General features: G+C 67.2%; 10 protein-coding genes. 6 read left to right on the plus strand and 4 right to left on the minus strand.

Going from position 1 to position 13,778, the window contains the following annotated elements; all coding sequences use genetic code 11:
• Positions 1 to 96 precede the first annotated feature (96 nt).
• The 3 genes from I004_RS0117540 to glsA all read left to right on the plus strand — a co-directional run bounded on the left by I004_RS0117540 (position 97) and on the right by glsA (position 5,611).
• Complete coding sequence (locus tag I004_RS0117540; protein ID WP_028436572.1) at positions 97 to 3,471, plus strand: pyruvate carboxylase; 3,375 nt, start codon at positions 97 to 99, stop codon at positions 3,469 to 3,471.
• Between the two features lie 531 nt (positions 3,472 to 4,002).
• Entirely contained in the window at positions 4,003 to 4,431 is a 429-nt protein-coding gene (locus tag I004_RS0117550) for a DUF2267 domain-containing protein (RefSeq protein ID WP_028436573.1), read from the plus strand.
• Between the two features lie 148 nt (positions 4,432 to 4,579).
• On the plus strand, positions 4,580 to 5,611 hold the full coding sequence (glsA, locus tag I004_RS0117555) for a glutaminase A (RefSeq protein ID WP_028436574.1): 1,032 nt from the start codon (positions 4,580 to 4,582) through the stop codon (positions 5,609 to 5,611).
• 74 nt (positions 5,612 to 5,685) lie between these two features.
• On the opposite strand, the gene I004_RS0117560 is transcribed toward glsA, so the two are convergent.
• From I004_RS0117560 to I004_RS0117570, 3 genes are all read right to left on the minus strand, one after another.
• Positions 5,686 to 6,135, minus strand: a complete 450-nt coding sequence (locus tag I004_RS0117560; RefSeq protein WP_028436575.1) for a DUF1931 family protein — start codon at positions 6,133 to 6,135, stop codon at positions 5,686 to 5,688.
• A 691-nt stretch (positions 6,136 to 6,826) separates the two neighbouring features.
• Positions 6,827 to 7,015: a hypothetical protein gene (locus tag I004_RS0117565; protein WP_028436576.1), complete on the minus strand. Its 189-nt coding sequence runs from the start codon at positions 7,013 to 7,015 to the stop codon at positions 6,827 to 6,829.
• A 213-nt stretch (positions 7,016 to 7,228) separates the two neighbouring features.
• Positions 7,229 to 7,510: a hypothetical protein gene (locus tag I004_RS0117570; RefSeq protein WP_028436577.1), complete on the minus strand. Its 282-nt coding sequence runs from the start codon at positions 7,508 to 7,510 to the stop codon at positions 7,229 to 7,231.
• Between the two features lie 72 nt (positions 7,511 to 7,582).
• On the opposite strand from I004_RS0117570, the gene I004_RS34520 reads away from it, so the two are divergent.
• A complete protein-coding gene (locus tag I004_RS34520) occupies positions 7,583 to 9,523 on the plus strand; it encodes an MFS transporter (protein WP_106965376.1) in 1,941 nt (646 codons plus the stop codon).
• 367 nt (positions 9,524 to 9,890) lie between these two features.
• Positions 9,891 to 10,355 (plus strand): Hsp20/alpha crystallin family protein, encoded by a 465-nt coding sequence (locus tag I004_RS0117580; protein ID WP_486580071.1) that lies wholly within the window; start codon positions 9,891 to 9,893, stop codon positions 10,353 to 10,355.
• 84 nt (positions 10,356 to 10,439) lie between these two features.
• Here I004_RS0117580 and I004_RS34525 read toward each other — a convergent pair whose 3' ends face one another.
• Positions 10,440 to 12,143: a helix-turn-helix domain-containing protein gene (locus tag I004_RS34525; protein ID WP_051345119.1), complete on the minus strand. Its 1,704-nt coding sequence runs from the start codon at positions 12,141 to 12,143 to the stop codon at positions 10,440 to 10,442.
• A 309-nt stretch (positions 12,144 to 12,452) separates the two neighbouring features.
• Here I004_RS34525 and dnaK point away from each other — a divergent pair.
• A partial coding sequence (gene dnaK, locus I004_RS0117590; protein WP_037976572.1) for a molecular chaperone DnaK occupies positions 12,453 to 13,778 on the plus strand: 1,326 nt, incomplete at its 3' end.

Raw genomic sequence — 13,778 nt, forward strand, 5'->3', positions numbered from 1 at the left:
CCAGTTGAACGGCGGCGCGCCTTGCCTTCGCGGCGTACAGCAGTAGCGTCGCCGACAGGACTGTGTTCGTGACGGGCAGACAGAAGAGGATGTGCAATGTTCCGCAAGGTGCTGGTCGCCAACCGTGGTGAGATTGCCATTCGCGCGTTCCGTGCCGGCTACGAACTGGGCATGCGTACCGTCGCGGTCTTCCCGCACGAGGACCGCAATTCGCTGCACCGGCTGAAAGCCGACGAAGCCTATGAGATCGGCGAGCCGGGACATCCGGTGCGGGCCTATCTCTCCATCGAGGCGATCGTCCAGGCGGCGCGCACGGCGGACGCGGATGCGATCTACCCGGGCTACGGGTTCCTGTCCGAGAACCCCGACCTCGCCCGTGCGTGCGAGGAGGCTGGTGTCACGTTCGTCGGCCCCAGTGCCGAGATCCTGGAACTGACCGGCAACAAGGCTCGCGCAGTGGCCGCCGCCCGCGCAGCGGGAGTGCCGGTGCTCGATTCCTCCGAGCCTTCCAACGACGTGGACGAACTGGTGCGTGCGGCGGAGGGTCTCGGCTTCCCCCTCTTCGTCAAAGCTGTCGCCGGAGGCGGAGGGCGCGGCATGCGACGGGTCGAAGACCCCGGAATGCTGCGCGAGTCCATCGAGACGGCAGCTCGCGAGGCCGAGTCCGCGTTCGGGGACCCAACCGTGTTCCTGGAGAAGGCCGTGGTCCAACCCCGGCACATTGAGGTGCAGATCCTCGCCGACGGTGAGGGCGACGTCATCCATCTGTTCGAGCGTGACTGCTCGGTGCAGCGCCGCCACCAGAAGGTGGTCGAGCTGGCACCCGCCCCGCACCTCGACCCCCAGGTGCGCGAACAGATCTGCAAGGACGCGGTGGCCTTCGCACGGCAGATCGGTTACCGCAACGCGGGGACCGTGGAATTCCTGCTCGACCGCAACGGTCGGCACATGTTCATCGAGATGAACCCGCGCATCCAGGTCGAGCACACCGTGACCGAAGAAGTCACCGATATCGATCTCGTACAGGCCCAGTTGCGGATCGCCGCCGGCGAGACACTGGCCGACCTCGGACTGTCGCAGGAGACCGTCTACCTGCGCGGTGCCGCGCTGCAGTGCCGCATCACCACCGAGGACCCGGCCAACGACTTCCGCCCCGACACCGGCACGATCAGCGCCTACCGCTCGCCCGGCGGCTCCGGCATCCGCCTCGACGGCGGTACCACCCACGCCGGTACGGCGATCAGTGCGCACTTCGACTCGATGCTGGTCAAACTCACCTGCCGGGGCCGGGACCTCACCACCGCGATCGGCCGCGCCCGGCGTGCCGCGGCCGAGTTCCGCATCCGCGGGGTGGCCACCAACATCCCGTTCCTGCAGGCGCTGCTCGACGATCCGGACTTCCGAGCCGGGCAGATCACCACATCCTTCATCGAGCAACGCCCGTACCTGCTCACCGCGCGCCCCTCCGCCGACCGGGGCTCGAAACTGCTCACCTACCTCGCCGACACCACGGTCAACAAGCCCAACGGCGAACGGCCGCGGTTGAGCGACCCGGCCGCCAAACTGCCGCAACTGCCCGAGACCGAGCCGCCGGCCGGCACCAAGCAGAAGCTCACGGAACTCGGCCCGGAGGGATTCGCGCGATGGCTGCGCGAGTCGACCACCATCGGTGTCACCGACACCACCTTCCGGGACGCACACCAGTCGTTGCTCGCCACCCGCGTACGCACCAAGGACATGCTCGCCGTGGCCCCGGTGTTGGCACGAACCATGCCGCAGTTGCTGTCCCTGGAATGCTGGGGCGGCGCCACGTACGACGTCGCGCTGCGCTTTCTCGCTGAGGACCCGTGGGAGCGCCTGGCCCAGTTGCGCGACGCCGTGCCCAACGTCTGCCTGCAGATGCTGCTGCGCGGCCGCAACACCGTCGGCTACACGCCGTATCCGACCGAAGTGACCAGCGCATTCGTGAAGGAGGCCGCAGCCACCGGCATCGACATCTTCCGGATCTTCGACGCGCTCAACGACATCGGGCAGATGCGGCCTGCCATCGAGGCCGTCCGCGAGACCGGTTCCGCGATCGCTGAGGTAGCGCTGTGCTACACCTCGGACCTCAATGATCCCGCGGAGAAGCTGTACACCCTGGACTACTACCTCAGGCTGGCGGCAAAGGCCGTGGACGCAGGGGCACAGGTGCTGGCGGTCAAGGACATGGCGGGCCTGCTGCGCGCCCCGGCCGCCACGCGTCTGGTTTCCGCGCTGCGCAGGGAATTCGACCTACCGGTCCACATCCACACCCACGACACCGCGGGCGGCCAGCTCGCCACATATCTCGCGGCGGTCCAGGCGGGTGCCGACGCGGTGGACGGGGCGGTGGCCTCCATGTCGGGCAACACGTCCCAGCCGTCGTTGTCGTCGATCGTCGCGGCAACTGATCATTCCGACCGGCCGACAGGGCTGGACTTGCGGGCGGTCGGTGATCTGGAGCCGTACTGGGAGAGTGTCCGGAAGATCTACGCGCCCTTCGAGGCCGGCCTGACGTCACCGACCGGACGGGTCTACCACCACGAGATCCCCGGGGGGCAGTTGTCCAACCTGCGTACACAGGCGATCGCACTCGGTCTGGGCGAGCGTTTCGAGGACATCGAGGCGATGTACGAAGCCGCGGACAGGATCCTCGGACGACTCGTGAAGGTCACGCCCTCATCGAAGGTAGTGGGCGATCTCGCGCTGCACCTGGTCGGAGCGGGGGTTTCGCCGCAGGAATTCGAAGCCGAGCCGCACACATTCGACATTCCGGACTCGGTCATCAGCTTCTTGCGCGGCGAACTGGGCGACCCGCCGGGCGGGTGGCCGGAGCCTTTTCGCACCAAGGCGCTGCAAGGCCGCGCCGATCCCAAGCCGGTACAGCAACTGTCCGCGGAGGACCGCAAGGAATTGAAGGAGGACCCGCGAGCGGCGCTGAACCGGCTGCTGTTCCCCGGCCCGACGAAGAACTTCGAAGCGCACCGTGAGGCGTACGGCGACACGAGCGTGCTGGAGAGCCGGGACTTTTTCTACGGCCTGCGCCCGGGGAAGGAGTACGCGGTGGACCTTGAGCCCGGGGTCCGGCTGCTCATCGAGCTGGAAGCGGTGGGCGAGGCAGACGAACGGGGCATGCGCACCGTGATGTCGACCCTGAACGGTCAGCTGCGGCCGATCCAGGTGCGGGACACTTCCGCGGCATCCGACGTCCCGCCGACGGAGAAGGCCGACAAGTCCAACCCGGGCCACGTCGCCGCCCCCTTCGCCGGCGTGGTCACGCTCGCAGTCGCCGAGGGCGACACGGTGGAGGCCGGGGCCACCGTCGCCACCATCGAAGCGATGAAGATGGAAGCCGCCATCACGGCCCCGAAAAGCGGGACCGTCTCACGCCTGGCCAGCAACACCATCCAGCAGGTGGAAGGTGGCGACCTGCTCGTCGAGCTCACATGAAGGCGCCGAGAACTCACACTCGGCCGGGATCGGGGTCCTTGCCGTCGTGCGGTAGTCCGGGCCACGCCGTATCCACGCCACGCCACGCGCCGGGCGACGGAGTCCCGTCGTCCCGACGTCGCTCCCGGCTGCCCGTCCTCCGTCGTCGCCTTGTTGGGATATCGGATGCGGATCTTGTGCTCCCGGGCGGACAACGGGTGCGGATTCTTGATCTCGCAGGTGCAGGCGCGAGGGTGCTCGGCTTGTCACCCTGGATGCTGATGGAAGGGGGCGACTCGTTCCTCCCGGCGGGGCCGGCAAGAAAGGACAGGGCGATGAACGATCAGGCCATTCGGCCCGTCGCCTCGTACCCGACATATGTCCGCGGGAGTGCTCACGATCACCGTTCCCGAGGCGGAGGTCGCGAAGCCTCGTCCCGTCGAGATCACCGAGTACAGCGGCGGCTGACATGCTCGGCCGGGCTCTCTCCCATGGTGGCCCAGGCCCCCTGCCGGGGCCGGTGGCCACCACGGGCGGAGGAAGGAGCAAGAGATGGTTGAGACAGGATTCCCTTCATTCAGCACGATGGTGGACAAGGCCAATCGCCTCCTCAAGGACATCGAGGAGGCGTATGGATGGCCCAAAGAGCGCCGGAACCAGTCGTACGCGGCCCTGCGAGCAGTGCTGCACCCGCTGCGGGACCGCCTGTCGGTCGACGAGGCCGCGCAGTTCGCCGCACAGCTCCCGACGCTGGTGCGCGGCGTCTACTACGACGGGTGGAAGCCCTCGGAGACACCGGTGAAGATGGACAGCGAGGAATTCCTCGGGCGCGTCCGACGAGACTTTCCGTACGCGATCGAGGGCGGCACCGAGCAGCTGGTGCACACGGTTCTGCAGGCACTCAAGAACCACGTCAGCGAAGGCGAGTGGGAGGACGTCAGGGCCAGTGTGCCAAGGTCGCTGGCTGCCGTCCTGCCGTAGGAATCAGAGCAGGCCGCAAGACCTCTGAGCAGCAGATCGAAGGCTGCCCGGACCTGGTCCAGTGCTGGCTCTACGGGTTTCTTGAGGTCCGGATGCGACTCATGTAGGGGCAGGCCTGCGGGTGATCCGTGAGAGGAAGCCACAGTTGATGGGCGGCGCAATCCACGATCCCGGCGATGCGGTCGGGCCGGTCCATGAGGCGGCGGCTGTCTCCACCGGCAGCCTGCCCAGTGCGGAAGCGGTGGATGACGCGCTGTCCGCGGCCTACGCACTGTCTCAGAGCGACACCTCGGGACACGTCGCGGACTACATTCCTGCTCTGGCCGAAGCCGATCCGCGCCTCTTCGGGCTCAGCGTCGCCGACGTGCGTGGAAGCGTTCGCCAGGCCGGTGACGCCGGCCATCCGTTCTCCGTCCAGTCCATCTCGAAGGCGTTCGTGTTCGCCTTGGTGGACCAGGCTCTCGGGCACGACACGGTCCGGCGGCGGGTGGGTGTCAACAACACCGGCCTGCCGTTCAACTCCATCCTGGCCATTGAACTCAATCACGGCAGCCCGATGAATCCGATGGTCAATGCCGGCGCACTCGCCACCGCGAGCCTGGTCCCCGGAGCGGACGCCGCCCAGCGTTGGGATTTCGTCCAGCAGGGACTGTCCCGGTTCGCCGGCCGTGAACTCGCCCTGGACATGCGGGTGTACGAGTCGGAGGCTGCCTCCAACCAGCGAAACGAGTCGATCGCCCGGCTGCTCGACAGCTACGGGCGCCTCGGCTGGGATCCGATCGAGGCCACGGACGTCTACACCAAGCAGTGCTCCCTTTCGGTGACCACCCGCGACCTGGCCGTCATGGGGGCCACCCTCGCCGACGGCGGGGTGAATCCGGATACTGGCGACCAGGTCGTCGACGGTGCGGTATGCCGCGACACTCTGGCCGCACTGGCCACCTCCGGTCTGTATGAGCGCAGCGGCGACTGGCTCTACGAGATCGGCATGCCGGGCAAGAGCGGGGTTTCCGGCGGCATCCTGACCGTCGCTCCCGGCAAGGGCGGGCTGGCCGTGTTCTCTCCACGTCTGGATCCGGCAGGCAACAGCGTCCGCGGACAACGAGCGACCCACTACCTGTCCGGCGCGCTGGGCCTCAACCTCTTCGCATCCGCGCCGTACCTGAGATCCGAAGGCTGAGTCGTCTCCGGTGTTCATCCAGTGGACGGCCGAAGCCCCGCTGAAACGGCCTGCTCGAAACCAGAGTGGCTGAGTCAGAGGAGCAGGGTGAAGATTTCGATCACACCGTCCCAATGCTTGGTCTGGGGATTTTTGATCCCGGGGTACATGATCTTGAAGGTTTCAGCCAGAGCCACGCTCAGCCCACCGATGATCTCGGGATATCTCGCCTCGGTATCCTCCGTGGCGGCCCGATCAAGCGGTGGATGTATCGCCAACTGCGCGAGGATCGGCTTGAGTTCGACGTCCTGGTCCAGTTTCCGGAACCGGTGGATGCTCTCCTGAAGCCCCTTGGTGATCGGCAGATCCCAAGGTTCGACAGTGTCCCGACCGTTCGCATCGGCCTTGGCCTGGCCGACGATCAGCAGGTCGTAGAGTTTTTGATCGACGAAGTCGCTGTAGCGCTTCAGGTCATTCTTGTCCACGTCGAGATTCGCCGCGGCACGGAAGAATCTTTCGAACCTGGACACACCCATGACGGCCATGCCGCACACCTCCTCACCAGTCTCGTGACCGCACCTGAGCCCGGAGCGGTTACGCCTGCACATCTACTTGCAGGCTCCCAAACAGCGGAGGGAGAGGCTTGCGCAGGCGAGTTCAAAGAAGGTGCACATGTTCCACCTGTCAGGTCGATCCTGATAAGGCCAGTTACCGTCGGCCTCGGAAGACCACTGTCAGCAGCCGCGTGAAGCTGGTGTTTCAGCTGCACGGGCGTGCAGTACCACCCGAGATCCCACTGTTTGTCGGACGTCGGGACACCGTCGCGCCCATCGCTCGTCTCGCATGACCTCCGTGCCAGGAGGTGTGCGCACGGTCGATTCCGCCCCGTGGATGACCGGTTGCTGCGGAGTAGGACTCCTCGGCCCAGCGCTGCTCAAGTCTTCGTTCCATCGGAAGTGGGAGTCGTTGCCCGATGACTGGATTGGTTTCGCTGACAGCATCGGGGGCGAGGAGTTGAGCGATTACTTCCGCCACTGCCTTGGCCGCCCGTCGGCGCAGCCGCACCGAGCCCAGCGTGGGCAGTGAGACCAGACCGACGTGGTGTTCATGGCTGACTTCTGCGCTGACTGGGTCTTGCCGGGTGCGGTGTGGCAGGTCGGTGAGGAAGACGCCTGCGTCCCAGTCGCGGTCAGTCAAGTGGGGCAGGACATCCTCAACCGGGCCGGAGATGTCGACCTATTCGTCCGCGTTCAGCGGCATGGTGATCGTCCGTACCTGCCAGTCGACGTGGGAGGCAACGTCCTCCCTCAGGAATGGGGGCAATTCCTCGGCCAGGTGATCGGCCAGCTCGGCGGGTAGGCCCGGGTCCGTCACCAGCGCGATCCGCAGCCGGACCGAAGGCGCGGCACTGCCGTGCCCCGTCATTGGCGGCTCTGCACAGCTCTACGAGCCATCGAGTGGCTGACTGCGTACTCGTTTCCGCACTGCATGACACCTCCTGTGCGGTTGCAATTAGGCGAAAAGTGACCGAACAGGCATACAAGTCTATTTGTCGTCTATGGCTCTAGGGTGATTCGGGAGTGTCGCCTCCGCCCATCGAGCGCGCCCGGACGTCCGCGGGGTGACACCGTCCGGGCTTCAGCGCCCACGAGACTCCGGGGTCGTACCGGGTTCCTGTCGTTGGCTGTGGCCGGACAGAGCGCGCCACATGCGCAACGGAAGCAGGCCGACGAGGGGGGCGCGGCGGCCGAGATCGCTCGCGTCTTCATGGTCGAGTGCTCGCGCGTAGCGCTGGGCGTCCTCGGCCGTGGCATATCGCTTGGCGCCCTGCGCTCCGCAGCCGCGGCTGCAAGACCAGTACATCGTGCTGCCTTCGCTGAAGAAGCGGAAGCGGTGACCGAGAACGCGGCAGAGAAGCATCGAAGCACCTTATGCGAATTGAGCGTTGAGACACGTTCATTCAATTCCCGAAGAAACACGTGAAGGAGCAGCATGGGCACTTCTGTAAATACGGGCACCATCACCACGCGCATTCCGAGCAGGCTGGACCGTTTGCCGTGGTCACGATTCCACTGGCGTGTCGTGTTCGGCCTCGGTGCGGTCTGGGTCCTGGACGGGCTCGAGGTGACGATCGTGGGGGCCGTGGCTGCCCGGATGTCCCAGCCGGGCAGCGGGATCTCCCTCAGCAGCGCGGACATCGGAACTGCGGCCGGGATCTATGTGGCGGGTGCCTGTTTCGGTGCCTTGCTCTTCGGCCGGCTCACGGACCGCTTCGGCCGCAAGAAGCTCTTCATGGCCACGCTCGGGCTCTACGTTCTCGCCACGGTCGCCACCGCGTTCTCCCACGAGGCCTGGTACTTCTTCCTCGTCAGGTTCATCACCGGGATGGGTATCGGCGGTGAGTACGCCGCGATCAACTCCGCCGTCGACGAACTGATTCCGGCACGCAACCGAGGGCGGACGGATCTCGCAATCAACGGCAGCTACTGGATCGGTTCGGCGCTGGGCAGCCTTGCCGCGCTGGGTCTCCTCAGCTCCGCGTTCCCGGGGAATCTGGGCTGGCGGCTGGCTTTCGGCCTCGGCGGCATCCTCGGGTTGGGCATCCTCCTCGTACGGCGCAACGTCCCGGAGAGCCCCCGGTGGCTGTTCATCCACGGCCGGGAACAGGAGGCCGAGGAGATCGTCGACCGGATCGAGGCCGAGGTGCGGCAGGAGGCCGGCAGGGAGCTGCCGGAGCCCGGACAGGCGATCACCATCCGGCAGCGCGAGGTCATTCCGTTCACCGAGATCGCCCGTACAGCGATGCAGAGGTATCCGCGACGAGCGATTCTCGGCCTCTCACTCTTCGTCGGCCAGGCGTTCATGTACAACGCCGTCGTCTTCGATCTCGGTTCGATCCTCAGCGGGTTCTTCGACGTCTCCTCAGGTGCGGTGCCCTACTACATGGTCATTTTCGCGATCGCCAACTTCCTCGGGCCGCTCCTCCTCGGCCGTCTCTTCGACACGGTCGGCCGGAAGCCGATGATCACCGCCACCTATTTCGGCACCGCCGGCATCGCGGTCGCGATCGCGTTGCTGCTGATGAACGGATCCCTCACGGCCTGGTGGTTCTTCCTCCTCATCTCGGTCACGTTCTTCGTGGCCTCCGCGGGGGCCAGTTCGGCCTACCTGACGGTCAGTGAGGTGTTTCCCCTGGAGACCCGGGCACTGTCCATCTCGCTGTTCTTCGCGGTGGGCACGGCCGTGGGCGGCATCACCGGGCCGTTGCTGTTCGGCCAGTTCATCCACAGTGGCGAGGAAGACCTGCTGGCCGCCGGTTTCATCATCGGCGCGGGCGCCATGGCCATCGGCGGCCTGGCGGAGTTGTTCTTCGGCGTGCGCGCCGAGCAGCAGTCCCTTGAGAACATCGCCGCACCGCTCACGGCGCAAGAGGCGGAGGCCGACTGGCGCGAAGAGCCCTCGCCGCAGGCCGAGCGTGAACGGGCGATGCCGGAGGACGTCCGGCGCCGGGCCCGTGAACGAGACCAGAGGGTCGCGGACCGTACGGCGCGCAGACGCATCCGTGAGCGGTCCGGACTGCGGAAGTACATGCCGGGACCCGGCGACTCGTTCTACTCACCGGGCATGTCCGGCACCACCGGGCCTACCAGCCGGTCCAAGGCCATTGCCGACCGGGCGCTCGACGACGAGATCGAGCAGGTGACGGAGACACTCCGCGAACAGGGGACGACGCGGGGCGCCGACCTCGAAAAGGCCGTCCACGGCCGCTCGTGGGGGCCTGGCAGATTCCGGAAGGCGCTTCGTGAAGCGGTTCGGGAATCCCGTGCCGAAGCGCGGCCAGACGACGTCTACGCCCCGGCCGGTCGGCGCGAGAGCCGGGACCGACAGGACGGCGGTCCTCCAGAGGACCGGCGTGACGGGGACGGAAGGTGATGAGGCGGGACCGGCCCGCCTCTCCGGCCCTGCACCGAAGCTGACGAAGACCCGCCGCGCACGCGGATACGCCCTGAGCGGCGGGCTCTCATACCGGAGGGATGAATCTCTCCGGACGATTGGGCCTTCCGGGGGCACCCGCGCGAGGCTCCCGCGCGCGAACCTGACCGTATGGGAGACAAGTGCCGATCGCTTGTGGACCGAAAGGTCCCACACCGACGGATCGTCTCGGTACCGGCCGGAACTGACTGGCGAGAGAACGCTCTCGCGGTGTGGAACGGAGTTACGCCCCCCGGGGGCCTCCCCCGGGGATGGAGGTGAAGTGGGAATGACGGTACCCGCCCGACGGATACGGCCAAATGTACCTATGGAGCGTGCGCGGGGCTGGGTGCGCAGCCCGCTGATGGAATTCGACGACCTGGTCGGTCGGATGGAGGGGCTCCTGGAGTCCAGTGTCGGCGGGGCGGCGCCCATGACCGGGCCCACAGCGTGGGCACCGCTCGCGGACGTGACCGAGACCGACGATGCGTTCAAGATCGAGGTCGAGCTTCCGGGTGTGAAGCCGGAGGACGTCGACGTCGAGGTGAACGGTCAAGAACTGCTCGTCACGGGTGAGATCAAGGAGAAGGAACGCGAAGGCATCGTGCGTAGCAACACACGGCGCACCGGCCAGTTCGAGTACCGCATGCTGCTGACAGGCGAAGTCGACACGGAGAACGTCGAGGCCACCATGTCCGATGGCGTGCTCAGCATCACGGCGCACAAGGCGGAGGCCATGAAGCCTCGTCACATCGAGGTCAAGTCGAGTAAGGACGGCGACGGCAACGGCTAGAGCCGTCCGGCCCCCCGTCCCCCTCCCGGAAGGGAGGGGGCCTTTCAGGCGCAGTGGCCTGCACCACGGCGGCGGACGGGTTGCTCAGAGTGATCCGTCCAGGACCTGCCAGATCCTGGTCGCGACGTGCAGGTTGAGGCGTGTGTCGGGCTGCGACAGGTCGTGGCCGCTGATCTCCCGTATGCGACCGAGCCGGTAGCGCAGGGTGCTGCGGTGGATGGTGAGTGCGGCGGCGGCGTCTTCGTACTTGCCGCCGCAGTCGAAGAAGAGGGAAAGGGTCCGAACCAGGTCGCAGTGGTGCTCGGCGTCGTAGTCCTGCAGCGGACCGAGCCATTCACGTACGAACTCCTCGGCCTTTCCCTGATCTTCACCGGAGGTGAGGATGCGGTAGAAGCCCAGCTCGTCGTATGCGGTGGCGCCCGCGGGGGTGCTGGAGTGACGCCGGAACTCCGACGCGCGCACCGCTTCCTCGTAGGAACGGGGAAAGTCGTCGAGAGATTCGGCCCGCCCGCCGATGCCGACACTTCCCTCCGTGGAGCCCAGCGCCTCCGCCACGGCTGCATGCAGGGCATGGGGCGCAGCGGCGCCCTGCACGGCGAGGACGGTGATCCCCGAGCGGCGGCCGAGCAGGAACCGCAGGCCGAGACCAGTGGCTGCGCGACTGACCGTCTCGGCGACGGTGTCCGCGGGCTTGTCCCTCCACTGCACCACCACGAGGCGGTGGTCTCCGTGCAGGTCGTGGCCGACGGCTTCCGCCCGGGGGTAGGCGCCTGCGTCGTCCGTGCCGGTGATCAAGTCGTCGACGAGTTCGCGGCGCAGCCGGAGCTCGGTCTCCGCCAGGCGCCGCTGGTGGGACATCTCAAGAGCGAGTGCGACGCAGGCGTGGTCGAGCACGAACTCCTCGTGAGCTCCGGCGGTCCTGCCGGGGTCGATGAGCGAGATCGTGCCGAACACCTTGCCGCGGTGCTGGGCGATGCAGGTGAGGCGGCTCCCCGCACGGACGGGACCGGCGCGCCGCATGCCCCTGTGCACCTCCTGCTCGCGACCGGGCCCGGGTTCCGGGTACGGTTCCGGGCGGCCGGAACCTGACCAGACCCGGAGATTCCCGAAGGGGTCCTCAATGGCGACGGGGAGGCCGGTGAAGGCGCGGACCCTGTCCGCGATGCCTTCCTCGCTCTCGGCCGAGGCATGGCTGAGAGCTTCATGCACGGATCTCTGGAATTCGAGTTCGGCCACCGACTCGCGCAGCTGGGCGATCGCCTTGCCGCGGTCGTGGTGGGCGCGGCGCAGCGCCGAGGCGTGGTCCCGCTCCGCCCTCCGCCCTGCGGCGTTGCTCAATGCGGCCGAGGTCTGGTGGGCGAGGGCGTTGAGCCGGAACTGCTCATCGTCGGATATCCGCTTGGCTGCGCTGACCACGAGGCATCCGATGATGCCCGGCGGTGAGCGCAGTGCGATCGCCTGGCACCAGTGGCGTCCATGAATCTGGACGGCCCCGTCCTCAGCGCCGAGCGCTTCGACCTGATCGTCGAGATCCGGGCCGGGGGCCCCGTCCCTGTTGTCAGGCGCGCGCACCCACGCCTCGTCGATGCGTAGGTAGCCGGCCTCCGTCCTGCACGGGCCGAGCGTGGCCACGGCTGCCATGGCCATGCGCAGCACGTCGTCCTCGTCCTGCCCGTCGAACATCTCGACCGACAGAAGGAAGAGGTTCCGCAGGCCGGTCGGGTCTTCCCCGTTCCATACGTCGAGGGCGGAGGGCTCCTGCTGCCGTGCTCTCGGATTGACACCCATGTGGTGATCCCGTGCTCGGTACGGCACTCCCTCTCCCAGGCTAGTCACGAACGAGGTTGCCCGCCTGTTCGCGGACCGGCCTCGACCTGTGTGCCCCGCCGGTACGAGCTCAGTGGGCTCACTTGGACCTCCGGGGCGCATGCGCCCCTCCTCCACGTCCAGGACCGTTGGAACCGACGCGCGAGCACCGCGTGAAGTGGAAGCGGTGACGGCGGGACCCGGGGGCTTCCGTCTAGTGGCGTTTGTGGTCCGGCTCCGTGAGATGACCGCTTCCGGCCGGTAAGTGACCGCTGGAGGAGGAGGCATCTCATGGGCAGGGCAGTGGGGATAGACCTCGGGACGACGAATTCGGTGATCGCCTTCTGGGAGGGCGGGGAGGCGTCGGTGGTCCCGAACGCGGAGGGGACTCGTACGACGCCGTCCGTGGTGGCCTACACCGACACCGGTGAGCGGCTGGTCGGGCAGCTGGCGCGGCGCCAGGCGATTCTCAATCCCAAGGGCACGATCTACTCGGCCAAGCGCTTCATCGGCCGCAACTACGACGAGATCTCGGATGAGGCGAAGGCCGTGGCGTTCGACGTCGTCGAGGGTGAGGGCGGTGTCGCGCGGTTCGAGGTCCGGGGGAAGCAGTACGCGCCGGAGGAGATCAGCGCGCAGGTCCTGCGCAAGCTCGCGGACGACGCGGGGAAGGCGTTCGGCGAGAAGGTGACCGAAGCGGTGATCACCGTGCCGGCGTACTTCAACGACTCGCAGCGCACGGCGACGAAGGACGCGGGCCGCATCGCGGGGCTGGAAGTCCTGCGGATCATCAACGAACCCACCGCCGCCGCCCTCGCCTACGGCATGGACAAGAAGGAGCACGAGAGTGTGCTCGTCTTCGACCTCGGCGGCGGAACGTTCGACGTCAGCATCCTGGACGTCGGCGACGGCGTGGTGGAGGTGAGGTCGACGGCCGGCGACGGCCACCTCGGCGGCGACGACTTCGACCGCCGTCTTGTCGATCACCTCGCGGACAGCTTCCAGCGGGAGAACGGCATCGACCTGCGCAGCGATCCGCAGGCGCTGCAGCGGCTCTTCGAGGCGGCGGAGAAGGCCAAGACGGAGCTGAGCTCGGTCACGCAGACGCAGGTCAGCCTGCCGTTCATCACCGCGGACGCCGCCGGGCCGAAGCATTTGACGGAGACGGTGATGCGCTCCACGTTCGAGCAGATCACCGCCGACCTCGTCGAGCGCTGCCTGGATCCCGTGAAGCAGGCCATGGCCGATGCGAAGATCACCGACAGCGACATCGACGAGGTCATTCTCGTGGGCGGTTCCACGCGGATGCCCGCGGTGCAGTCGCTGGTCCGCCGGCTCACCGGCGGCATGGACCCGAACATGAGCGTCAACCCCGACGAGGTCGTCGCGGTGGGCGCCGGCATCCAGGCAGGGGTGCTGAAGGGCGAGGTCAAGGACGTCCTGTTGCTGGACGTCACTCCGCTCTCGCTCGGGGTGGAGACACGCGGCGGCGTGATGACGAAGATCATCGAGCGGAACACCACGATTCCCGTGCGGCGCTCCGAGACCTTCTCGACGGCCGAGGACAACCAGCCGGCCGTGGACGTCGTGGTGCTCCAGGGCGAACGGGAGAACGCC

This window comes from Streptomyces sp. TAA486 (assembly GCF_000426165.1).

Coding starts and splice junctions, on each gene's coding strand:
- I004_RS0117560 (WP_028436575.1), bottom strand. CDS start 6,135: ATGGCCGTCATGGGTGTGTCCAGGTTCGAAAGATTCTTCCGTGCCGCG.
- glsA (WP_028436574.1), top strand. CDS start 4,580: ATGGGCGGCGCAATCCACGATCCCGGCGATGCGGTCGGGCCGGTCCAT.
- I004_RS34525 (WP_051345119.1), bottom strand. CDS start 12,143: ATGGGTGTCAATCCGAGAGCACGGCAGCAGGAGCCCTCCGCCCTCGAC.
- I004_RS0117540 (WP_028436572.1), top strand. CDS start 97: ATGTTCCGCAAGGTGCTGGTCGCCAACCGTGGTGAGATTGCCATTCGC.
- I004_RS0117570 (WP_028436577.1), bottom strand. CDS start 7,510: ATGCTTCTCTGCCGCGTTCTCGGTCACCGCTTCCGCTTCTTCAGCGAA.
- I004_RS0117580 (WP_486580071.1), top strand. CDS start 9,891: ATGGAGCGTGCGCGGGGCTGGGTGCGCAGCCCGCTGATGGAATTCGAC.
- I004_RS0117565 (WP_028436576.1), bottom strand. CDS start 7,015: ATGACGGGGCACGGCAGTGCCGCGCCTTCGGTCCGGCTGCGGATCGCG.
- I004_RS0117550 (WP_028436573.1), top strand. CDS start 4,003: ATGGTTGAGACAGGATTCCCTTCATTCAGCACGATGGTGGACAAGGCC.
- I004_RS34520 (WP_106965376.1), top strand. CDS start 7,583: ATGGGCACTTCTGTAAATACGGGCACCATCACCACGCGCATTCCGAGC.